Source organism: Rhodococcus sp. NPDC056960 (genome assembly GCF_042674125.1).
In the GTDB taxonomy this organism is placed as follows: Bacteria; Actinomycetota; Actinomycetes; order Mycobacteriales; family Mycobacteriaceae; genus Rhodococcus_F.
Genome location: NZ_JBHURF010000001.1, coordinates 190,808 through 211,003 on the forward strand (window position 1 = coordinate 190,808; position 20,196 = coordinate 211,003).

Annotated in this window: 23 protein-coding genes; 18 read left to right on the top strand and 5 right to left on the bottom strand. The window is 68.5% G+C overall.

Annotation, left to right across the window (positions count from 1 at the left end; all coding sequences use genetic code 11):
• Positions 1 to 73: 73 nt before the first annotated feature.
• The 12 genes from pgsA (at position 74) to recX (ending at position 9,422) form a co-directional block, all read left to right on the top strand.
• On the top strand, positions 74 to 736 hold the full coding sequence (gene pgsA / locus ACFTWF_RS00995) for a CDP-diacylglycerol--glycerol-3-phosphate 3-phosphatidyltransferase (protein WP_378459441.1): 663 nt from the start codon (positions 74 to 76) through the stop codon (positions 734 to 736).
• Positions 733 to 1,233 carry a CinA family protein gene (locus ACFTWF_RS01000; RefSeq protein ID WP_378459442.1) on the top strand — a complete coding sequence of 167 codons (501 nt, stop codon included), beginning with the start codon at positions 733 to 735 and terminating at the stop codon, positions 1,231 to 1,233. Before pgsA ends, ACFTWF_RS01000 begins: the two co-directional genes overlap by 4 nt.
• Positions 1,234 to 1,304: 71 nt before the next feature.
• Positions 1,305 to 1,691: a helix-turn-helix domain-containing protein gene (locus ACFTWF_RS01005; protein WP_378459443.1), complete on the top strand. Its 387-nt coding sequence runs from the start codon at positions 1,305 to 1,307 to the stop codon at positions 1,689 to 1,691.
• Positions 1,692 to 1,848: 157 nt separating this feature from the next.
• Positions 1,849 to 2,676 carry a PspA/IM30 family protein gene (locus ACFTWF_RS01010; protein ID WP_378459444.1) on the top strand — a complete coding sequence of 276 codons (828 nt, stop codon included), beginning with the start codon at positions 1,849 to 1,851 and terminating at the stop codon, positions 2,674 to 2,676.
• Positions 2,677 to 2,691: 15 nt separating this feature from the next.
• The gene (locus ACFTWF_RS01015) at positions 2,692 to 3,522 is read left to right on the top strand and encodes a hypothetical protein (RefSeq protein ID WP_378459445.1); all 831 of its coding nucleotides are present in this window, start codon (positions 2,692 to 2,694) and stop codon (positions 3,520 to 3,522) included.
• Between the two features lie 189 nt (positions 3,523 to 3,711).
• Entirely contained in the window at positions 3,712 to 3,888 is a 177-nt protein-coding gene (locus ACFTWF_RS01020) for a hypothetical protein (protein WP_378459446.1), read from the top strand.
• A 244-nt stretch (positions 3,889 to 4,132) separates the two neighbouring features.
• Positions 4,133 to 4,765: a TetR/AcrR family transcriptional regulator gene (locus ACFTWF_RS01025; protein ID WP_378459447.1), complete on the top strand. Its 633-nt coding sequence runs from the start codon at positions 4,133 to 4,135 to the stop codon at positions 4,763 to 4,765.
• Positions 4,762 to 6,306: an FAD-dependent oxidoreductase gene (locus tag ACFTWF_RS01030; RefSeq protein ID WP_378459448.1), complete on the top strand. Its 1,545-nt coding sequence runs from the start codon at positions 4,762 to 4,764 to the stop codon at positions 6,304 to 6,306. Before ACFTWF_RS01025 ends, ACFTWF_RS01030 begins: the two co-directional genes overlap by 4 nt.
• A gap of 26 nt (positions 6,307 to 6,332) precedes the next feature.
• A complete protein-coding gene (locus tag ACFTWF_RS01035; RefSeq protein WP_378459774.1) occupies positions 6,333 to 7,481 on the top strand; it encodes a glycosyltransferase in 1,149 nt (382 codons plus the stop codon).
• A 33-nt stretch (positions 7,482 to 7,514) separates the two neighbouring features.
• On the top strand, positions 7,515 to 7,709 hold the full coding sequence (locus tag ACFTWF_RS01040; protein ID WP_185729300.1) for a DUF3046 domain-containing protein: 195 nt from the start codon (positions 7,515 to 7,517) through the stop codon (positions 7,707 to 7,709).
• A gap of 144 nt (positions 7,710 to 7,853) precedes the next feature.
• Positions 7,854 to 8,897, top strand: a complete 1,044-nt coding sequence (gene recA, locus ACFTWF_RS01045) for a recombinase RecA (protein ID WP_185729301.1) — start codon at positions 7,854 to 7,856, stop codon at positions 8,895 to 8,897.
• Positions 8,898 to 8,906: 9 nt separating this feature from the next.
• Positions 8,907 to 9,422: a recombination regulator RecX gene (gene recX, locus ACFTWF_RS01050; RefSeq protein WP_378459449.1), complete on the top strand. Its 516-nt coding sequence runs from the start codon at positions 8,907 to 8,909 to the stop codon at positions 9,420 to 9,422.
• A gap of 61 nt (positions 9,423 to 9,483) precedes the next feature.
• On the opposite strand, the gene ACFTWF_RS01055 is transcribed toward recX, so the two are convergent.
• The 4 genes from ACFTWF_RS01055 to ACFTWF_RS01070 all read right to left on the bottom strand — a co-directional run bounded on the left by ACFTWF_RS01055 (position 9,484) and on the right by ACFTWF_RS01070 (position 12,801).
• Complete coding sequence (locus ACFTWF_RS01055) at positions 9,484 to 10,389, bottom strand: amino acid ABC transporter permease (protein WP_378459450.1); 906 nt, start codon at positions 10,387 to 10,389, stop codon at positions 9,484 to 9,486.
• The gene (locus ACFTWF_RS01060; protein WP_378459451.1) at positions 10,386 to 11,066 is read right to left on the bottom strand and encodes an amino acid ABC transporter permease; all 681 of its coding nucleotides are present in this window, start codon (positions 11,064 to 11,066) and stop codon (positions 10,386 to 10,388) included. The genes ACFTWF_RS01055 and ACFTWF_RS01060 overlap by 4 nt, the downstream gene beginning before the upstream one ends.
• Before the next feature lie 90 nt (positions 11,067 to 11,156).
• Complete coding sequence (locus ACFTWF_RS01065) at positions 11,157 to 11,990, bottom strand: glutamate ABC transporter substrate-binding protein (protein ID WP_378459452.1); 834 nt, start codon at positions 11,988 to 11,990, stop codon at positions 11,157 to 11,159.
• A gap of 82 nt (positions 11,991 to 12,072) precedes the next feature.
• A complete protein-coding gene (locus ACFTWF_RS01070; RefSeq protein WP_378459775.1) occupies positions 12,073 to 12,801 on the bottom strand; it encodes an amino acid ABC transporter ATP-binding protein in 729 nt (242 codons plus the stop codon).
• Positions 12,802 to 13,011: 210 nt separating this feature from the next.
• Between ACFTWF_RS01070 and miaB the strand changes: the two genes are divergently transcribed.
• Together miaB and ACFTWF_RS01080 are read left to right on the top strand one after the other, a co-directional pair.
• Positions 13,012 to 14,529 (top strand): tRNA (N6-isopentenyl adenosine(37)-C2)-methylthiotransferase MiaB, encoded by a 1,518-nt coding sequence (miaB, locus tag ACFTWF_RS01075; RefSeq protein ID WP_378459453.1) that lies wholly within the window; start codon positions 13,012 to 13,014, stop codon positions 14,527 to 14,529.
• Positions 14,526 to 15,146 carry a hypothetical protein gene (locus ACFTWF_RS01080; RefSeq protein WP_378459454.1) on the top strand — a complete coding sequence of 207 codons (621 nt, stop codon included), beginning with the start codon at positions 14,526 to 14,528 and terminating at the stop codon, positions 15,144 to 15,146. Before miaB ends, ACFTWF_RS01080 begins: the two co-directional genes overlap by 4 nt.
• Positions 15,147 to 15,155: 9 nt before the next feature.
• On the opposite strand, the gene ACFTWF_RS01085 is transcribed toward ACFTWF_RS01080, so the two are convergent.
• Positions 15,156 to 16,541 (bottom strand): DUF349 domain-containing protein, encoded by a 1,386-nt coding sequence (locus tag ACFTWF_RS01085; protein WP_378459455.1) that lies wholly within the window; start codon positions 16,539 to 16,541, stop codon positions 15,156 to 15,158.
• A gap of 205 nt (positions 16,542 to 16,746) precedes the next feature.
• Between ACFTWF_RS01085 and ACFTWF_RS01090 the strand changes: the two genes are divergently transcribed.
• From ACFTWF_RS01090 to dapF, 4 genes are read left to right on the top strand one after another with little or no spacing between them, the layout of a single operon-like run.
• A complete protein-coding gene (locus ACFTWF_RS01090; RefSeq protein ID WP_378459456.1) occupies positions 16,747 to 17,463 on the top strand; it encodes a class III extradiol dioxygenase subunit B-like domain-containing protein in 717 nt (238 codons plus the stop codon).
• On the top strand, positions 17,460 to 18,389 hold the full coding sequence (miaA, locus tag ACFTWF_RS01095; RefSeq protein ID WP_378459457.1) for a tRNA (adenosine(37)-N6)-dimethylallyltransferase MiaA: 930 nt from the start codon (positions 17,460 to 17,462) through the stop codon (positions 18,387 to 18,389). Before ACFTWF_RS01090 ends, miaA begins: the two co-directional genes overlap by 4 nt.
• Positions 18,386 to 19,234 carry a TrmH family RNA methyltransferase gene (locus ACFTWF_RS01100; RefSeq protein WP_378459458.1) on the top strand — a complete coding sequence of 283 codons (849 nt, stop codon included), beginning with the start codon at positions 18,386 to 18,388 and terminating at the stop codon, positions 19,232 to 19,234. The genes miaA and ACFTWF_RS01100 overlap by 4 nt, the downstream gene beginning before the upstream one ends.
• A gap of 36 nt (positions 19,235 to 19,270) precedes the next feature.
• Positions 19,271 to 20,140, top strand: coding sequence for a diaminopimelate epimerase (gene dapF / locus ACFTWF_RS01105; RefSeq protein ID WP_378459459.1), 870 nt, complete (start codon positions 19,271 to 19,273; stop codon positions 20,138 to 20,140).
• Positions 20,141 to 20,196: the final 56 nt, after the last annotated feature.

Below are 20,196 nucleotides of genomic sequence, written 5' to 3' on the forward strand. Positions count from 1 at the left end.
TGCCGGTACGACCAACGAATCCTCCCCACTCCCCGAAGCGTCCCGGGGTGCAGTTCGACGCTGCGGTGCTGCGATGAGCGCGCAGCGCGAGGATTGGACGGCAGCCGACGACTCGGTCGTCCCGGAGCGGGCGGTCGAGCCCGCGAGTGAGACGGCCGTACCGCTCCTGAACATCGCAAACATCCTGACGATGCTCAGAATCGTGCTGGTGCCCGTCTTCCTCGTCGTGCTGTTCGCGGGCGACGGACTTTCCACGACCTGGCGCCTGATCGCCACCGGCGTGTTCGCGGTCGCAGCGATCACAGACCGGATCGACGGGCAACTCGCACGCAAGTACGGCCTGGTCACCGATTTCGGCAAGCTCGCCGATCCCATCGCCGACAAGGCGCTGATCGGCGCCGCCCTCGTCGGACTGTCGATTCTCGGCGACCTCCCGTGGTGGGTGACCGCGGTGATCGCGGTCCGGGAACTGGGCATCACCCTCCTCAGGTTCGCGGTCCTGCGGCATGCCGTCATCCCCGCGGGCCGGGGAGGCAAGCTGAAGACCCTCGTGCAGACTGTTGCCATCGGCTTCTACCTGCTGCCCCTGCCGGCCGGGTTCGAGGTCGTCGGCTGGGTCCTCATGGGCGCCGCCGTACTGCTGACCGTGGTGACCGGGCTGGACTACGTCGTGCAGGCCGTGCGGCTGCGGGCCGGTGTCCACAAGGTCGAGGCGAACGCGAGCACGGGGGCGTGACCGACCCGTTGGTCGACGGCACGCGGGCCGCCGAACTGGTGGCCGTGCTGACCGCCCGCGGCGAGACCGTGGCCACCGCAGAATCGCTCACCGCGGGCCTGCTCACCGCGACCATCGCGGGAGTGCCCGGGGCCAGCAACGTCCTGCGAGGCGGGCTGATCGTCTACGCCACCGACCTCAAGGCCACCCTGGCCGGGGTCGACCGCACCCGACTCGCCGAGGACGGACCCGTGGCCGAGTCCACGGCGCGCGCTCTCGCGGACGGCGCCCGCACCCGCTGCGGCGCCGACTGGGGCGTCGGCCTGACCGGCGTGGCGGGCCCGGACATGCAGGACGGACACCCGGTGGGAACCGTGTTCCTGAGCATTTCCGGGGCCTCCGGAACGTCGGTGCACGAGCTCGGATTGGCGGGGGACCGGTGGCAGATCCGCAAATCTGCGGTTTCCACCGCCGTGTCGGGACTCCTCGATCGTGTGCAGGAAACATCCGCAGGCTAAGGTCGGGAACCAATCGGTCCTGTTCGCGCGTTGAGATAGGCGAGACAGGTGACGGATGAAGGAGGAGCGAGATGGCGCTGCTATTGCGTGAGGCAATCGGTGACAGTCTTCGGCGTACGCGCGTTTCGCAGAGCCGGACCCTGCGGGAGGTCTCCAACAGTGCTCGTGTGAGCCTCGGGTACCTGTCCGAGGTCGAACGGGGGCGCAAGGAAGCTTCGAGTGAGCTCCTGGCGGCGATCTGCGATGCGCTGGAGGTTCCACTCTCCGATGTGCTCGTCGACGTCAGCGAATCACTGTCCGACGGCTCCTCGGCCAAGCGTGGGAACACCGAGCGGCCCGCGGCCGAATCCGCGCCCACCGACGCTCCTGCCGCGAGTGCACGACCGGGATCGACGACCATCGCCCGTGACACGCGGGTCGTCATCCCCGCGCCTGCGCAGGCCCTGGCTGCCGCATAGCAACACCCGTGCCGAACCGATAGATTTCTCGTAACCGCCGATCTCGTCGGCGGTGAGCCAGACAGACAGTCGGGGCGCAGCCCTTGTTCCGGTGCGTGACGGTCGCGCATCGGGTCGCGCAACGCGCGGCGCAACAGATGGAGGCAGGATCAAACCCATGGCTAATCCTTTCGTCAAGGGATGGAAGTACCTGATGGCGCTCTTCAATTCCAAGATCGATGAGAAGGCTGACCCCAAGGTTCAGATTCAGCAGGCGATCGAGGATGCGCAGCGTCAGCACCAGGCTCTGTCGCAGCAGGCCGCGTCTGTCATCGGCAACCAGCGCCAGCTCGAGATGAAGCTGAGCCGTCAGCTCGACGAGGTGGAGAAGCTCAACGCCAACGCGCGCCAGGCCGTCAACCTCGCCGATCAGGCGCAGGCCGCGGGCGACACCGAGAAGGCCATCCAGTACACCAACGCCGCCGAGGCGTTCGCCGCGCAACTCGTCACCGCCGAGCAGGGCGTGGAAGACCTCAAGGCACTGCACGACCAGTCGCTGCAGGCGGCCGCGCAGGCCAAGAAGGCCGTCGAGCAGAACGCGATGGCCCTGCAGGCGAAGGTCGCGGAACGCACCAAGCTGCTCAGCCAGCTCGAGCAAGCCAAGATGCAGGAGCGGGTCAGCGAATCGCTGCGCTCGATGGACAGCACCCTCTCGGCCCCCGGCAACACGCCCAGCCTCGACGCCGTGCGGGACAAGATCGAGCGCCGCTACGCCGATGCACTCGGTTCCGCCGAGCTCGCCCAGAACTCGGTGTCCGGTCGCATGATGGAGGTTCAGCAGGCGAGCATCCAGATGGCCGGGCACAGCAGGCTCGAGCAGATTCGGGCCTCGATGAAGGGCGACGCCCTGCCGTCCGGCGGTGCCGCCAGTGCGCCGGCGGCGCCCGCCAACCCGAACCTCGACAAGCAGCCGCCTGCCGCAGGCCAGACCGGCGCCGCGCAGTAGCCGAACAGAATTCGCATGAGTTCCACCCGAGGTGGCCGACCTGGACGAGCAGTCCGGTCGGCCACCGTCGTGTCCGGCCTCGCCGGGATCCAGGGGGCGCTGCAGCAGGCCGGCGAGTCCGTCGCGGATGCGGCGCAGAAGTGGCGCGACCCGCGGGAACGCTTGCTGCGGAAGAAGAGACGGGCCAGGCGCCGCGCGAAGCGCTACGGCATCGTGTCCGGGTCTTCGGCCACCGGCGCGGCGGGTCTGGCCCTGATGGCCGCACCGGAATGGTCGATGCTGATGGCCGGTGGCGGCGCTGTCGTGTTCGCGGTTCCGGCGGTGCTGGCCGTCAGCCGCTACCGCAAGCTCGACGCCGTCACCCTGCCGCCGGGGCTGCCGGCGCGCCGTGTGCTGCCGGCGCCGTCCTCGGCCGCAAGGGAATCGATGGAGCGGCTCGTGCACAGCGAGCGGGCACTGCACGGCATCCTGGGTGTGCTGTCCCGCTCCGGAACCATCAGCGGCGAAGACATTGAAGACACCCACACCACGGCGCGTTCCGCGGCAGCGGCGCTGCAGGCGGTCGCGCTCGACATCACCTCCATGGAGGATGCGGCGAGGGGGAGTCGGGCGGCAGCCGAGCCGCTCCACCGCGCGATAGGCTCCGCCGCCGCGCAACTCGACGACGGGGTCGAGCAGTTCGAACAACTGGTGGCCGCGGCCGCCGAGGTCGCCGTCCCCGGAACGGCGAGCGCCGTCGGCGAACTGGCCTACGAACGTGCCGAACTGGTGTCGGCCACCGAGAAGCTCGCCGGCCTCGCGGCCGCTCTCGGCGAGATCGACGACATCGTCCGCCGCTACCGCTGACAGCGCTCCATGCCGCCGTGACGCACTCGGCCCGGGAAGTGGGGGAGAACCCTGATCTTTCCCTGATCTTTGCGCTGACCTGGTGATTTACTGCCTCCGTCGTGTCAGGCTTGTGTGCGTACCCGATAAGTGGGGTCGACCAGATGTCGGGCGCAGAAATCGATCGGGGAGACGTGAGTGGAGGACATCATGTTCTGGAAGATTGTTCTGGCGGTTGCGGTGATCTGGATTGCACTGGCGGTGGTCGGTGCACTGGTCAAGGGTTTGTTCTGGATCCTCGTCGTGAGCGCCGTGGTGTTCGGTGTCTACCTGCTGATCAAGGCGATGTCCGGATCCGGCGACAAGTCGGACATCACGCGGAGCTGACGGGGCCCGCACGGCGGGACCGCCTGCTCTACATCGGTAAAGAATCGGGCCGTGACGGAACAGCATAATTAATCGAATAATCCAGGTGTCCCGGACGGTCGGCGTCTGACCTCGACACTCGTCCCGTCAACGCGCGTTCCAGTTGCCGCCACCGGTCGAATCCCCGACGCGAGGGGTGGCGGGTCCCATGCGGTATGGGCTTCGGGTGCCGGTGGGGGATTCATGCGTTACGGTGTTACACACAATGTCTATTCGTAATTCTCCAGCGCGTGACGACAGCCCGGCGAGCGTCGAGGACTCGATTCTCGACGCCGCCCGCACGTGCATCCTCGATTTCGGTCTCCGCCGCACCACCCTGGCCGAGGTCGCCCGGCGCGCCGGCGTCAGCAGGCCGACCGTCTACCGTCGCTGGGCGGATACGCGGTCAGTGGTCGCCGATCTCATGACCCGCGAGATCGCCGCGGTGATGCCCGAATTCTCCGCCGAGGAGTCGGTCCACCGCCAATTGGTCGACGCCGTGGTGCGCGTGTCCACCGAGGTGCGCACCCATCCGCTGTTCGTGAAGATCCTGCGTTCGGATCAGGAACTGTTCACCACGTACATCCTGGAGCGGCTCGGTACCAGCCAGCGGGCGATCATCGACCAGGTGGCCGTCGCGGTGTCGGCAGGTCAACATCAGGGTTCCATTCGCGCAGGGGAGAGCCGTCAGATCGCCACGATGGTGCTGCTCATCGCGCAGTCGGCGGTCCAGTCGGCAGTGATGGTGGCGGAGGAACTTCCCGGCGACGCGTTGACGGAACAACTCCGACACGCCGTCAGCGCCTACCTGGCGCCGGACGCCGCCGACGAACAGCCGACGACCCGAGGAGACCGGTGAACCACCCGTACACCCCGCCGACGAGACGATCGTCGGCGCTGAATGCTGCACGACGAGCACGCGAGCTCGACGAGCTGTCCGGCGGCGCAGCCGTAGACCTGCTGGTGATCGGCGCAGGCGTGACCGGAGCCGGCGTCGCGCTGGATGCCGCGTCGCGTGGCCTCCGCGTCGTGCTGGCCGAGAAGCGGGACCTCGCCTTCGGAACCAGCCGGTGGAGCTCCAAGCTCGCCCACGGCGGACTGCGGTACCTCGCGTCGGGCAACGTCGGGATCGCTCGCGAGAGCGCGGTCGAACGCGGAATCCTCATGACCCGCACCGCCCCCCATCTCGTCCGGGCCCTGCCCCAGCTCGTCCCGGTGCTCGATTCGACGACCCTGTTCGGGAAATCCCTCGTCCGCACGGGGTTCCTGGCCGGCGACCTGTTGCGGGCCGGCGCGCGCACGCCGTCGGCGGTCCTGCCGCGGTCGCGCACCGTCGGGGCCGACCGGGTGGTCGAACTCACCCCGGCCGTGCGGCGCGAGGGCCTGCGGGGCGGACTGATGGCGTTCGACGGTCAGCTGATCGACGACGCCCGGCTCGTCGTCGCGATCGCCCGCACCGCCGCGCTCTTCGGTGCGAAGATGCTCACGCGAACGGGTGCATACGACGTGACCGGAACGTCGGCGACGCTGCGCGACGAGCTGACCGGTTCGGAGCTGCCCATCCGGGCGCGCGCCGTCGTCAACGCCGCGGGTGTGTGGTCGGGGGAGATCGATCCCGCCATCACGTTGCGGCCCAGCCGCGGCACACATCTGGTGCTTCCCGCCGAACGACTCGGCAACCCGACCGCAGCGCTCACTGTCCCGATTCCCGGTGAGACCAATCGCTTCGTCTTCGCGCTGCCCGCGCAGCTCGGCCGCGTGTACCTCGGCTTGACCGACGAGGCCGCACCGGGCCCGGTACCGGACGTCCCGGCGGCGTCCGAGCAGGAGGTCGACTTCCTGCTCGACACGGTCAACACCGCGCTCGCGGATCCGCTGACCCGCGCGGACGTCCTCGGCACCTTCGCGGGTCTGCGCCCTCTGCTCGACACCGGGGACGGGTCGACCGCGGACCTGTCCCGCAACCACGCCATCCTCCGGTCGGACACGGGTCTCGTCAGTGTCGTCGGCGGCAAGCTGACCACCTACCGCAAGATGGCGGAGGACGCCGTCGACGCCGCCGTGGAGGTGGCGGGGCTGGACGCGGGCCGGTGCCGGACGCGTGCCCTCCCGCTCGTCGGCGCCGCGACACCCGAAGCGCTGCGGAACGTTTCGGCCCCGCCGACGCTGCTGGCTCGCTTCGGAACGGAAGCGGCGCTGATCGCCGCCGCCGGCCCCGAACTGCTGGCGCCGATCGCCGACGGCGTGGACGTCAGCCGCGCCGAACTCGAGTTCGCGGTGACGCACGAGGGCGCACTCGACGTCGACGACCTCCTCGACCGTCGCACCCGGATCGGTCTCGTCCCCGCCGACCGGGCGCGGTCCCTCGATGCCGCCGAAGCCGTGTTCGAGAAACGGTGACGCCGACCGTGTGACACCCTGTGCTCGTGCGAGTCGCCGTGGTCGCCGGGCCGGATCCCGGACATGCCTTTCCCGCCCTTGCGTTGTGCCTCGCCTTCCTGGCGGCAGGCGACGATCCGGTCCTGTATACCGGCGCACGGTGGATCGAGCCCGCGCGGGCGGCGGGCGTGTCTGCCGAGTTGCTGAAAGGTCTCGCGCCCCGGCCGACGGACGACGACCTCGACGCGGGCGCGCGCATTCACGCCCGGGCCGCGCACATCTCCACCGAATTGCTGCCCGACTTGCGCGCAATGGAACCGGACCTCGTGGTCTCCGACATCCTCACCGCCGGTGGCGGCATGGCCGCCGAGCGGCTGGGGATCCCGTGGGTCGAATTGTCGCCGCACCCGCTGTACGCCCCGTCCCGGGGTCTGCCGCCCATCGGAAGCGGATTGGCGCCGGGGGAGGGTCTCCGTGGCAGGCTCCGCGACACGCTCATGCGCACCGCGACGGCCCGGTCGATCCGGCAGGGTGAGCGGCAACGCTCGGAGGCCCGCATCGGTGTCGGACTGCCGGCGACGGACCCGGGACCGGTGCGCCGCTTGATCGCGACGCTCCCCGCGCTCGAGGTCCCGAGGCCGGACTGGCCTGCCGAGGCGCACGTGGTGGGACCACTGTTGTGGGAACCCACGAACGAGGTGCTGGCGGCGCCGGACGGCACCGACCCGCTGGTCATGGTGGCCCCCTCGACCGCATTCACCGGCGCCGAGGGGATGCTCGAGACCGCGCTGGCCGGGCTCGACGGGGCCGGCGTCCGGGTGGTCGCGTCGATTCTGGAGGGGGCGCCGCGCATCGTTCCGTCCTGGGCGCGAGCCGGACTCGGCCGCCAGGACGCGATGCTGCGCGAAGCCTCGGTCGTCGTCTGCGGCGGGGGCCACGGAATGCTCGCGAAGGCGCTGCTGGCGGGTGTCCCGGCCGTGGTGGTTCCCGGCGGCGGAGATCAGTGGGAACTCGCGAATCGGGCCGCGCGGCAGGGGAGCGCCCTCGTGGTGCGGCCCCCGAGTGCCGACGCCCTCCGCGACGCGGTGGAGCAGGTGCTCTCGAACGGTGCTCACGTCGACGCCGCGCAGCGGGCCGCGCGGAGCATCGTCGAGGTCGCCGATCCGGTGGAGGTGTGCCGCGACGCGCTGCGGTGAGACCTGGGCCTGCGGTTCGGCTAGCGTGGTCGTGTGCGATTGACCGAATTTCACCAACTCGTCCGCGACGAATTCGGGCAGATGCGCGGCGATGCGCTGCTCGTCGACCATGTGCTGCTCAGTCTCGGTGGCAAGACTGCCGCCGAGGCGATCGAGGACGGCCGGGAACCCCGCGAGGTGTGGCGGGAACTGTGCGTCGAGTTCGACGTCCCGCCGAAGCGACGATAGAAAGCCGGCGTGTCGATCGGGCCGGTCATATCTATCGAACACACGTTCCCCTATGCTGGAGATGTTCGGTGGTCACGATTCTTGTCGGTACCTGGATCTAATCTGACCGCAGATCACTGATGAGACTCGAGAATGGGGACGACGATGGCACCACAGGCACACGATCGAGACAAGGCGCTCGACCTGGCGCTGGCGCAGATCGACAAGAACTTCGGCAAGGGTTCGGTGATGCGCCTGGGCGAAGGTGTCCGTCAGCCCATCGCCGTCATCCCGACCGGCTCCATCTCGCTGGACGTCGCCCTCGGTATCGGCGGACTGCCCCGCGGCCGTGTCGTCGAGATCTACGGCCCGGAATCCTCGGGTAAGACCACCGTGGCCCTGCACGCGGTCGCCAACGCTCAGGCGGCCGGCGGCATCGCGGCCTTCATCGACGCCGAGCACGCACTCGACCCCGACTACGCCCAGAAGCTCGGTGTCGACACCGATGCCCTCCTGGTGTCGCAGCCCGACACGGGTGAGCAGGCGCTCGAGATCGCAGACATGCTGATCCGCTCCGGCGCCCTCGACATCCTCGTGGTCGACTCCGTGGCCGCACTGGTTCCGCGTGCCGAGATCGAGGGCGAGATGGGCGACAGTCACGTGGGTCTCCAGGCGCGCCTGATGAGCCAGGCGCTCCGCAAGATGACCGGTGCGCTGAGCAACTCCGGCACCACCGCGATCTTCATCAACCAGCTGCGCGAGAAGATCGGCGTCATGTTCGGTTCCCCCGAAACCACCACCGGTGGTAAGGCGTTGAAGTTCTACTCGTCCGTGCGCCTCGACGTCCGGCGGATCGAGACCCTCAAGGACGGCACCGACGCCGTGGGAAACCGCACCCGCGTCAAGGTGGTCAAGAACAAGGTCGCGCCGCCGTTCAAGCAGGCCGAGTTCGACATTCTCTACGGTCAGGGAATCAGCAAGGAAGGCTCGCTGATCGACATGGGTGTCGAGCACGGGTTCATCCGCAAGTCGGGTTCCTGGTACACCTACGAAGGCGATCAGCTGGGGCAGGGCAAGGAGAATGCCCGCAAGTTCCTGTTGGAGAACACCGACATCCGCGACGAGATCGAGAAGAAGATCAAGGAAAAGCTCGGAATCGGCGCCGACGTCACGGCTGCCACGGACGACGCAGCCCCGGTCGAATTCTAAGGCGCCGCCATGCGTCCTACGGGCGAAGGTGGAACGGAGACGCAGGCCAAGGATTTCTGCCTGCGTCTCCTGACGGACCGTGCCCGGAGTCGGGCGGAGTTGTCCGAGCGGCTGGCGAAGAAGGGTTATTCGGCCGACATCGCTGAGCGTGTACTCGACCGCCTCACCGAGGTCGGCCTCGTCAACGACGCCGACTTCGCCCAGCAGTGGGTGCATTCACGACACACGTACTCCGGCAAGGGGAAACGTGCGCTCGCCCTGGAACTGCGCCGCAAGGGCATCGGTCAGGACGATGCCACCGAGGCGCTCGCTCAGATCGACAGCGACGACGAACGAGCGCGTGCCACGGAACTGGTCGCGAAGAAGCTGCGCACGGTGTCCGCGGACGACCGCGACCGGGCGGTGCGACGCCTGGTGTCGATGCTGGCGCGCCGCGGGTTCCCTCAGGGCATGGCCTTCGAGGTGATCAAGGAGCAACTCGATCGGGCCGGAACGGACACCGACGACGTGTTCGACGAGATCTGAACCGACACGATCGGACGGGGCGGTGGCCCCGTCCGACCGTGTCGCTCGTGCAAAGCGAACGTCACATCAACCGTTTGTCGGTGATGTCCATACCCGGAACCGACACCGCCGGCAGTTCGGGGCCGGCGCCCTTGGGGCCGCCTCCCCCCTTCTTGCCGGCGCGGAGCCGCTTCTCGACCTTGGTCGCGACCACGGTGAGGGTGGAGTTGAGCACGATCATGATGATCGCCACGACGATCAGGGCGGGCAGGTAGTTGCCGTAGAACGCGCCGAGCTGCTGACCGGAGCGCACCACTTCGACGTAGCCGATGAGGTAACCGAGCGCGGAGTCCTTCAGGGCCACCACCATCTGCGAGATGATCGCGGGGAGCATCGCCGTGACGGCCTGCGGAAGCAGGATGGTGCGCATGACCTGACTCTTGCGCATGCCCAGCGCCATGGCTGCCTCGCTCTGCCCCCTGGGCAGCGAGTTGATGCCGGCCCGGACGATCTCGGCGATCACCGAGCCGTTGTACAGCGTGAGGCCGACGATGACCGCGGCGAGCGCAAGGTACTTCGATTTGAAGACCTCGTACTCGGCGAACAGCTGGTACGAGAAGATCATCAGGATCAGCACCGGGATGGAGCGGAACAGTTCGACGATCCCGCCGGCGACCCATCGGACCGGCCGATGGTCCGACAGGCGGCCGATGCCGAGAATCGCGCCGAGGATCAGCGCGAACAGGATCGACACGGCGGCGGCTACGAGGGTGCCGCGGATACCGGGGATCAGATAGGTGGTCCACGACGTCGACTCGGTGAACGGATCCCACTTCGCCGACGTCAGCTGTCCCTTGTCGTCGAGGGCCGCGTAGACGAGGTAGCCGATTCCCAGCAAGACGACGGCGACGGCGACGGAGATCAGGCGATAGATGTTCTTCGCCTTCGGACCCGGCGCGTCGTAGAGGACGGTGGCGGAATTGCTCATCGTGCAACCTCGAATCGCTTGCTCAGGTAGCCGAACAGGAGCCCCATCGGCAGGGTCAGGATCACGAATCCGAGCGCGAAGATGCCACCGACGACGAAGATTGCCGCCTCGTTCTCGATCATTTCCTTCATCAGCAGCGATGCCTCCGCCACGCCGATCACCGAGGCGATCGTCGTGTTCTTGGTCAAGGCGATCAGCACGCTGCCGAGCGGAGCCGTGACCGCCCGGAACGCCTGCGGAAGCACGATCAGGCGCAGGTTCTGGGAGAACGTGAGTCCGAGCGACCGGCCGGCCTCCGCCTGTCCGACGTGCACGGTGTTGATGCCGGACCGCAGCGATTCGCAGACGAAGGCCGCGGTGTAGACGCTGAGTCCGAGTACGGCGAGCCGGAAGTTGTTCTGCTCGAAGAAGGTCGGCGACTGCTCGGGGGCGAGCTTGACGCCCATCGTCTGGAAGAGGCCGAACGAGCAGAAGATGATGATGAGGGTCAGGGGAGTGTTGCGGAAGATCGTCACGTAGGCCGTGCCGACGCCCCGTGCGACGGGGATCGGCGACACCCGCATGGCCGCCAGGATGGTGCCGAGTATCAGAGCACCGACGGCCGAGAAGACGGTGAGCTGCACCGTCGTCCAGAACGCGTCGATCAGCTGATCGCCGTACTTGCTCAGTAGGTCCACTTACCGTCTCCCCAGGTCACCGGTGGTTGGTGTCGAACGGGCCGGACGGTTCCCCGGAGGGGAGCCGTCCGACCCGGATGCGTGAGTTGCTCAGTACCGATCGACGGTCGGCGGGGCGGGAATCGGGTAGCCCGACGCGCCGACGGTCTCGTTGAACGCGCGCGCCCACGAGCCGTCCGCGATCATCGCCTCGATGGCGTCGTTGATCTTGGCGCGGGTCTCGTCGTCGCCCTTGGCCAGGCCGATGCCGTAGCGCTCCTCGGTGAACGGCTGGCCGACCACCTTCAGCTCGCCCGGGTACTGCGCCGCGTAGCCGGCGAGGATGATGTCGTCGGTGGTGACGGCGTCGACTGCACCGTTACGCAGCGCCTCGACGCACGCCGAATACGTGTCGAACTCCTGCAGCTGCACGTCCTGCGCGTACTGGTCCTTGACCTTCTGCGCGGGGGTGGAGCCGGTGACCGAGCACAGCTTCTTTCCGCCGTTGAGCGAATCGGGTCCGGTGATGTCGGTGTTGTCGGACTTCACCAGGAGCGACTGTCCGGCAATGAAGTACGGGCCGGCGAAGTCGACCTTCTCCTTGCGGGCGTCGGTGATCGAGTATGTGGCGACGATGTAGTCGACCTCGCCGTTCTGGATCAGCGTCTCGCGCTGAGCCGACGGGGACTCCTTGAACTGGATGTTCTCCGGGGCGACGCCCAGCTTGCCTGCCACGTATTCGGCGACCTCGACGTCGAAACCGCTGAAGGATCCGTCGGGGTTGCGCAACCCGAGGCCAGGCTGGTCGTACTTGATGCCGACCGTCAGTTTGCCCTCCGACGCGCTCTGGGACGCGCTCTTCTCCTCACCTCCGCCGCAGGCAGATGCGACGACGGCGAGCGCCATGACGCCGATTCCCACACGAATCGAGCGATTGATCCTCATCGAGTTCCTCCCATTGAAAATGACGGTTGTTGCCTGTGGAGCACGGTGGACCGACCGAGCGCCGGGGTGGCGCCCGTGCAGGTCAGTGGCTGAGAATCTTGCCCAGGAAGTCCTTCGCGCGCTCCGATTTGGGAGCGGTGAAGAAGGTGGCGGGTTCGGAGTCCTCGACGATCTGGCCGTCGGCCATGAAGAGGACCCGGTCGCCCGCCTTGCGGGCGAAGCCCATCTCGTGGGTCACCACGAGCATGGTCATGCCTTCCTTGGCGAGTGAGGTCATGACATCGAGAACCTCGTTGACCATTTCCGGGTCGAGTGCGGACGTCGGCTCGTCGAACAGCATGACCTTGGGATCCATGGCGAGCGCGCGGGCGATCGCCACCCGCTGCTGCTGGCCGCCGGACAACTGCGCCGGATACTTGTCCGCCTGATTGGCGATGCCGACACGCTCGAGAAGCTCGTAGGCCTTGGTCTTCGCGTCGGCGCTGCTCTTCTTCCGCACCTTGACCGGTGCGAGCATCACGTTCTCGAGGATCGTCTTGTGGGCGAACAGGTTGAACGACTGGAACACCATGCCCACGTCGGCGCGCAGTGCCGCCAGCGCCTTGCCCTCGGCGGGCAGCACCTTGCCGTCCACGGCGATCTCGCCGGAGTCGATCGGCTCGAGCCGATTGATGGTCCGGCACAGCGTCGACTTCCCCGAGCCGGACGGTCCGAGGACGATCACGACCTGCCCGCGGGGGACTTCGAGATCGATCTCCTGCAGGACGTGGAGGGCGCCGAAGTGTTTGTTCACCGATTTCATCGAGATCATGGACGGGGCCGCGCCCGTGGAGGGTGTCGGCGTCGCGTCGTCGGCTTGCGTCATAGTCGATGACCCTATGTGCTGGGGGCGGGTGGGCCTGCCATTTGCTCCGAGAATCCTCGGGATGTCACGGAAACTTTACTGTCGGGCGTCGACCGTGTGTCCTGGCGCACACCGGCCGCGACGAGGCGATTTGGCGCGGGCCGTACCCTGGCATACGTGGACACGATCGACCAGAACCCTCGCCGCAGCTACGAGGTGCGCACGTACGGCTGCCAGATGAACGTGCACGACTCCGAGCGGCTGTCGGGGCTGCTCGAGGACGCGGGCTACACGAAGGCGGAAACCGGGCAGGCGCCGGACCTCGTCGTCTTCAATACCTGCGCGGTGCGCGAGAACGCCGACAACAAGCTGTACGGCAACCTGAGTCATCTGGCGCCGGCCAAGGAACAGAACCCCGACATGCAGATCGCGGTCGGCGGGTGCCTGGCGCAGAAGGACCGCGACGTCGTCGTGAAGAAGGCGCCGTGGGTCGACGTCGTCTTCGGCACCCACAACATCGGTTCGCTCCCCGCCCTGCTGGACCGGGCCCGCCACAACCAGCGGGCCGAGGTCGAGATCCTCGACGCCTTGGAGGCGTTCCCGTCGACGCTGCCCGCCAAGCGAGAGTCCGCGTACGCCGGCTGGGTGTCCATCTCCGTCGGCTGCAACAACACGTGCACGTTCTGCATCGTGCCCGCGCTGCGCGGCAAGGAGGTCGACCGCCACCCGGGCGACATCCTCGCCGAGGTGCAGGCGCTGGTGAACGAAGGCGTCGTCGAGGTCACGCTGCTCGGACAGAACGTCAACGCGTACGGCGTGTCCTTCGCCGACCCGGACCAGCCCCGCGACCGCGGGGCGTTCGCCGCGCTGCTGCGCGCGTGCGGCGAGATCGACGGCCTCGAGCGTGTCCGCTTCACGTCTCCGCACCCGGCCGAGTTCACCGACGACGTCATCGAGGCGATGGCCGAGACCTCCAATGTGTGCCCCCAGCTGCACATGCCGTTGCAGTCCGGTTCGGACCGCGTGCTCAAGGCGATGCGCCGCTCCTACCGGAAGTCGCGGTTCCTCGGGATCATCGAGAAGGTGCGCACCGCGATGCCGCACGCGGCGATCACCACCGACATCATCGTCGGCTTCCCCGGTGAGACCGAGCAGGATTTCCAGGACACGCTCGACGTCGTCCGGCAGGCGCGATTCACCAGTGCCTTCACCTTCCAGTACTCGAAGCGGCCCGGCACCCCGGCGGCGGAGATGGACGAACAGCTGCCCAAGGCCGTGGTCCAGGAACGGTACGAGCGTCTCATCGCGTTGCAGGAAGCCATCACGCTCGAAGAGAACCAGAAGCTCGTCGGAGCCGAGGTGGAACTGCTCGTCGCGGCCGGAGAGGGCCGCAAGAACGCGGAGACCGCCCGGATGAGCGGCCGCGCCCGCGACGGCCGGCTCGTCCACTTCCGGCCGGAGGGAAACCTCGACGGGAACATCCGGCCGGGCGACGTCGTCACGATCGTCGTCAGCGCCGCCGCCCCGCACCACCTCGTCGCCGACACCCCGGTCCTGACCCACCGCCGCACCCGCGCGGGGGACTCCTTCGAGAAGGGCGTCACCCCCAAGACTCCGCCGATCGGCGTCGGGCTCGGACTACCGCAGATCGGTGCGCCCGCACCACTACCCGCTCAGATGGGATGCAACGCATGACCTCCTCGTCCGACGACAAGCGGAACGACGGACACCGGCCCGGTGACACCGGTCCGAGTGACGAGAACGAGCCGATCGAGAGCTACCTGAAGGATTTCGACGACGCCGAGAAGAAGGTGGCCGGCGAGATCGACCCCGGCGCGCGTGCACTCGTCGTCGCGATCGCGGTCGTGGTGCTCCTCGGCTCGCTCACCTTGCCGCACTCCGGCGTCGCCAACGGCTGGGAGGTCCTCGTGTACGGCGACGACGCCCAGGCCGAGACGATCGCCCTGCCGTCACGGTTGTTCGTGTGGTTCGAGGTGGTCTTCGGTGTCGTGGTGTCGATGCTGGCCCTCGTCACCCGCCGATGGGCCCTCGCCTGGGTGGCCCTGGCCGGCACCGCGGTGTCGATCGTGTTCGGCATGCTCGCCATCTGGTCGCGGCAGACGCCGGCGCCGGGGGTCGAGGCGGCAGGACCGGGAATCGGGCTGATCATCGGCTGGCTCACGGTCATCGTGCTCACGTTCCACTGGTTGAAGGTGGTCTGGAGCCGGACCGCGCTGCAACTGGCCGCGGAAGAGGAACGCCGCGCCGCTGCCGCCGAAGCGGAGCGACGCGGCGACTGGAACGTCGGCTAGCGGTCGCGACTACTGGCCGCTGACGGCGCCCTCGGCCGCCTCGGCCCATTCCCGCCACTGCTTGGCCTGCGCGAGGGCGCTCTCGGCGTCCTTCGTCTTGCCCGCAGCGGTGGCCTTGGCTGCCTGCTCCTCGAACTGGGAGACCCGTTCACGGAACTGGGCAGCCCGGGCGAGTGCCTCCGGGTCGGTGCGACGCCACTCCTCGTCCGCGGCGTCGCGGACGCGCTTCTCGATGGCCCGCAGCTTGCCCTCGAGGTCGTGCATCCGCTCGCGGGGAACCTTGCCGATGGCGTCCCACTTCTCCTGCAGGTCGCGAAGGGCCGCCCGTGCGGCGTCGATGTCCTTGGACGGATCGATGTGACCGGCGTTCTTCAGCAACTCCTCCTTGGCGACCGCGTTCTCCTCGAACTCGGCGTCGCGTTCGGAGGACGCGGCGTTGCGGGCCGCGAAGAACACGTCCTGGGCGCCCTTGAACCGCTTCCACAGGTTGTCGTCGGCTTCGCGGGGCGCGCGCCCGGCGGCCTTCCACTCGGCGAGCAGATCCCGGAACGCGCCTGCGGTGGGACCCCAATCGGTGGAGTCGGACAGCGCCTCGGCCCGGGCGACGAGTTCTTCCTTCTTCGTTTTCGCGGCGGCGCGCTCACGATCGAGTTCGGCGAAGTGCGCACCGCGACGACGGTTGAACGCCTCCCGCGCCTTCGAATACCGCTTCCAGAGGGCGTCGTCGACCTTCCGGTCGATCCCCCGGATCGTCTTCCATTCGTCCAGGATCTCGCGCAACCGGTCGCCGGCCGCCTTCCACTGCGTGGATTCGGCGCCGATGTGCTCGGCCTCGGCGGCGAGTTCTTCCTTACGTTCGGTGTGAGCTTGCCGCGACAGTTCCTTCTCGTGTTTGGCGTGGGCGGCGGCCTCGTCGGAGCCGGCGACGATGACGTCGAGACGGGCCGCGAGCGAATCGATGTCACCGATCACCGCGGCGGTCGGGAGGGATTCGGCGAGCGCGATCGCGGCGGCCTTGGTCTTCTTCGCATCGCCGGCGCCGGAACTGAGCCGGGCTTCGAGCAGCGCCACCTCCGTCGCCAGGTCGTCGAAGCGCCGACCGAAGTGCGCCAGACCCTCCGCCGCGTCTCCCGCCTGCCACGAGCCGATCTGCCGTTCCCCGTCCGCGGTCGTGACCCAGGCGGTGCCGTCGTCGTCGACCCGGCCGAACTTGCTCGGATCGCTCTGTGGGGGTGCGGCGACGGCGGGGGCGGAGAGAGCGTGCGTCGGTGTGGGGTGGGGCTTGGGTGCATTCGGTTTGGCGGCTGCACCGGGCTTCGGGACGCTGGGCTTCGGTGTGTCGTGCTGCTGAGCGGCAGGCTCCACGGCGGGCTTCGCGTCGCTGCTGTCGGTCATCGGTTCCTCATCTCTGCCGCGCGTCACGGCTGCCTGAAACGCAATACTGGCTCCATACGACCCGGGTCGGGTGCTGGCTCCATTCAACCCGGTACGGGCCCTGTGGACTATTGAATCAGGTCGGACGGTCCGCGTTGGTACCGATTGACGGCGGCGCCCGAATCGGATGTCGGGCCGCCGCCGCCGGTCGACTAGCGTGTCGCGTGTGTTCACTGCCGCCATCCTCGTGCCGTCACCCCCGCTCCTGGTCCCCGAACTGACCGGGTCGGCGGCCGCGGAGACGGCGCCGCTGCGGGACGCGGTGCAGGCGGTCGCGAAGGCGTTGTCGGCGCTCTCCACCGAATGGGTGGCGGTCGGAGCGGCGCCGGCCGCGGTGCAGGTGCCGCCCGGCGCCCAGGGCACCTATCGCGGCTACGGCGTGGACGTACGGGTCGCGTTGCGGCCCGGTCCGGCCGGCGAGCCCGACCCCGACCTGCCGCTGGCGGCGCTGACGGCGGGATGGATCCGGGGGACGTGCGCGCCCGACGCCGTCGTCGACGCGCGGATCCTCGCCGCCGACCTCACTCCGGCGCAGTGCTCCGCGTACGGCGCGGAACTGCGTTCCGAACTCGACCGTGACCCCGAGCCGCGTGGGCTGGTGATCGTCGCGGACGGTGCGAACACCCTCACGGCGAAGGCGCCCGGCGCGTTCGACCCACGGGCGGAGGGAGTGCAGGCCAGGCTCGACGCGGCCCTCGACTCCGGCGACCGTGACGCGCTGCTGGCCCTCGACGCCGCGGAATGCGCGGTCCTCGGCATCGGCGGGCGAGTCCCGTGGCAGGTGCTCGCCGGCGTGTTCGGCAGACCGCCCACGACCTGCCGGACGCTGTACAGCGCGGCTCCGTACGGCGTCGGCTACCACGTGGGGGAGTGGCGTCCGTGACGTCACCCACCCCGATCGCCGTCGTCGGACCGACCGCCACCGGAAAATCGGATCTCGCGCTGGACCTGGCCGAACGGCTCGGCGGCGAGATCGTCAACATCGACGCGATGCAGCTGTACCGGGGCATGGACATCGGCACCGCCAAACTCCCCCCGCCCGAACGCCGCGGAATCCCGCACCACCAACTCGACGTGCTCGACGTGACGCAGACGGCGACCGTCGCGAACTATCAGCAGGCCGCAGTCCGCGACGTGGAGGCGATCACCGCCCGCGGCGCCGTGCCGGTCATCGTCGGCGGATCGATGATGTACGTGCAGTCGCTGCTCGACGAGTGGGCCTTCCCCGCCACCGATGCGTCGGTGCGGGCCCGGTGGGAAGCCGTCCTCGCCGACCACGGAGTCGCGGCCGTCCACGCCGAGTTGAAGAAGGTGGACCCCGACGCCGCCGCGTCGATCCTCCCCACCGACGGCAGGCGCCTCGTCCGGGCCCTCGAAGTCGTGGAGATCACCGGCAAGCCGTTCGCGGCGTCCGCCCCGCACATCGGCGAACCGCGATGGGGCGCACACATCGTCGGCGTCGACCGCGACACGGCCGAACTCGACGACCGGATCCGGCTCCGCACCCGGCTGATGTTCGAACGGGGACTCGTCGACGAGGTGCGCGGGCTGATCGACGTGGGACTGCGCGAGGGCGTCACCGCACCCCGGGCCATCGGATACGCACAGGTGCTCGCGTGGATCGACGGCGAATACGACCTGGACGAGGCGCAGGAACGCACGTTCATCGGTACCCGGCGCTACGTCCGCAGGCAACGGTCGTGGTTCCGCCGCGACCCCCGCATCCGGTGGGTCGACGGACGCGCCCCCGACCTCGCGGACATCGTGATCCGCACCCTGGGCGAGAATCGAACACTGGGAGAACGATGAGCCGCACCCCGTCCGGACGTAACCGCCCGGTCTCGTCCCTGATGGTGACGAGCCGCAATGCGAAGTTTCAGCAATGGCAGTCGTACCTCACCAATCGTGCCAAACGAACGAAGGCGGGACGCTTCCTGATCCAGGGTGTGCGTCCGCTCAACCTCGCGCTGGAAAACGACTGGCCGATCGAATCGCTGCTGCACCGCATCGACGGACCTCCGCTGTCCGACTGGGCACGCGAACTGCTCGCCTCCCGCTCCGTCGAACAGATCGGTGTCAGCGCCGAACTGATGGCCGAGCTGGGCGAGAAGACCACCACGGCGCCGGAACTGATCGCCGTCGCGAAGACACGGGCCCCGCGGCTGAAGGACCTGCGGCTGCAGTCGGTACCCCTGATCGTCGTGTTCGACCGGCCCACCTCGCCCGGAAACCTGGGAACCCTCGTCCGTTCGGCCAACGCGTTCGGAGCCGACGCCGTCGTCGTCGTCGGTCACGGCGCCGACCCGTTCGACCCCCGGAGCGTCCGGGCCTCCACCGGCTCCCTCTTCGCGATGCCCGTCGTCACGGTGTCGTCCGTCGACGACGTACTCGCCTTCCGCGACACCCGGCGGACGTCCGGAACCGACCTGCACATCGTCGGGACGGACGAGACCGGTTCCGTCACCATCGACGCCCACGACTTCGGCGGTGGCACCGTCCTCGTGATCGGCAACGAGACCCGCGGAATGAGCGCCGCGTGGCGAGAAGCATGCGACACGGTCGTCAACATCCCGATCGGGGGTGCCGCGAGTTCGCTCGGAGCCCCCTCCGCCGGCGCCGTCGCCCTCTACGAAATCGCCCGGCAGCGTAGATGAGCTGCACCCCGTAGACCGTTGGATAGAGTGGTGCGCATGGATTTCAGCAAGGGACACGGCACCGAGAACGACTTCGTGGTCCTCCCGGATCCCGACGTCCGCATCGATCTGTCCGCCCCCCGTGTGTCGGCGCTGTGCGACCGCAGGCGCGGACTCGGCGCCGACGGAATCCTGCGCGTCGCCAAGGCCGGTGCGCTGGCCGCGGCCGGTGTACTCACCGAGCTCCCCGACGGCACGTCCGAGGACGACTGGTTCATGGACTACCGCAACGCCGACGGGTCGATCGCGGAGATGTGCGGCAACGGTGTCCGCGTCTTCGCCCACTATCTCCGGTCGGCGGGCCTCGAGACGCGCGACGAGTTCGTCGTCGGCAGCCGCGCCGGCGGCAAACCGGTGATCGTGCACTCGGCCGACGGCGCATTCGGCGAGGTCACCGTCGACATGGGGGTGGTCCGCGATCTGGGCACCAGCGCCGCGACCCTCGACGGCAAGGTCTTCAACGGGATCGGCATCGACGTCGGGAACCCGCACCTCGCCTGCGTCGATGCGCATCTCACCGCAGCGTCCCTGTCGGCCCTCGACCTGACGGCCGCGCCGGGCTTCGATCCCGGTTTCTTCCCGCACGGCGTCAACGTCGAGATCCTCACCCGCATCGAATCCGGGGCCGTGGACATGCGGGTGCACGAGCGCGGAGTCGGCGAGACACGGTCGTGCGGCACCGGCACGGTCGCCGCGGCCACCGCTGCGCTGCGCTTCGACGGCGCCGACTCCGGTGAAGTGAAGGTCCGTATTCCCGGTGGTCAGGTCACCGTGACGCTGTCCGCCGGCCGGGCGACGCTGCGCGGACCGTCGGTCCTGGTGGCGTCCGGGAACCTCGACGACGGCTGGTGGAACGGCCTCGCGTGATCGCCCTGCGCGAAATGCGCGTGCATGACCTCGTCATTCCGTGGGATCATGAGGGT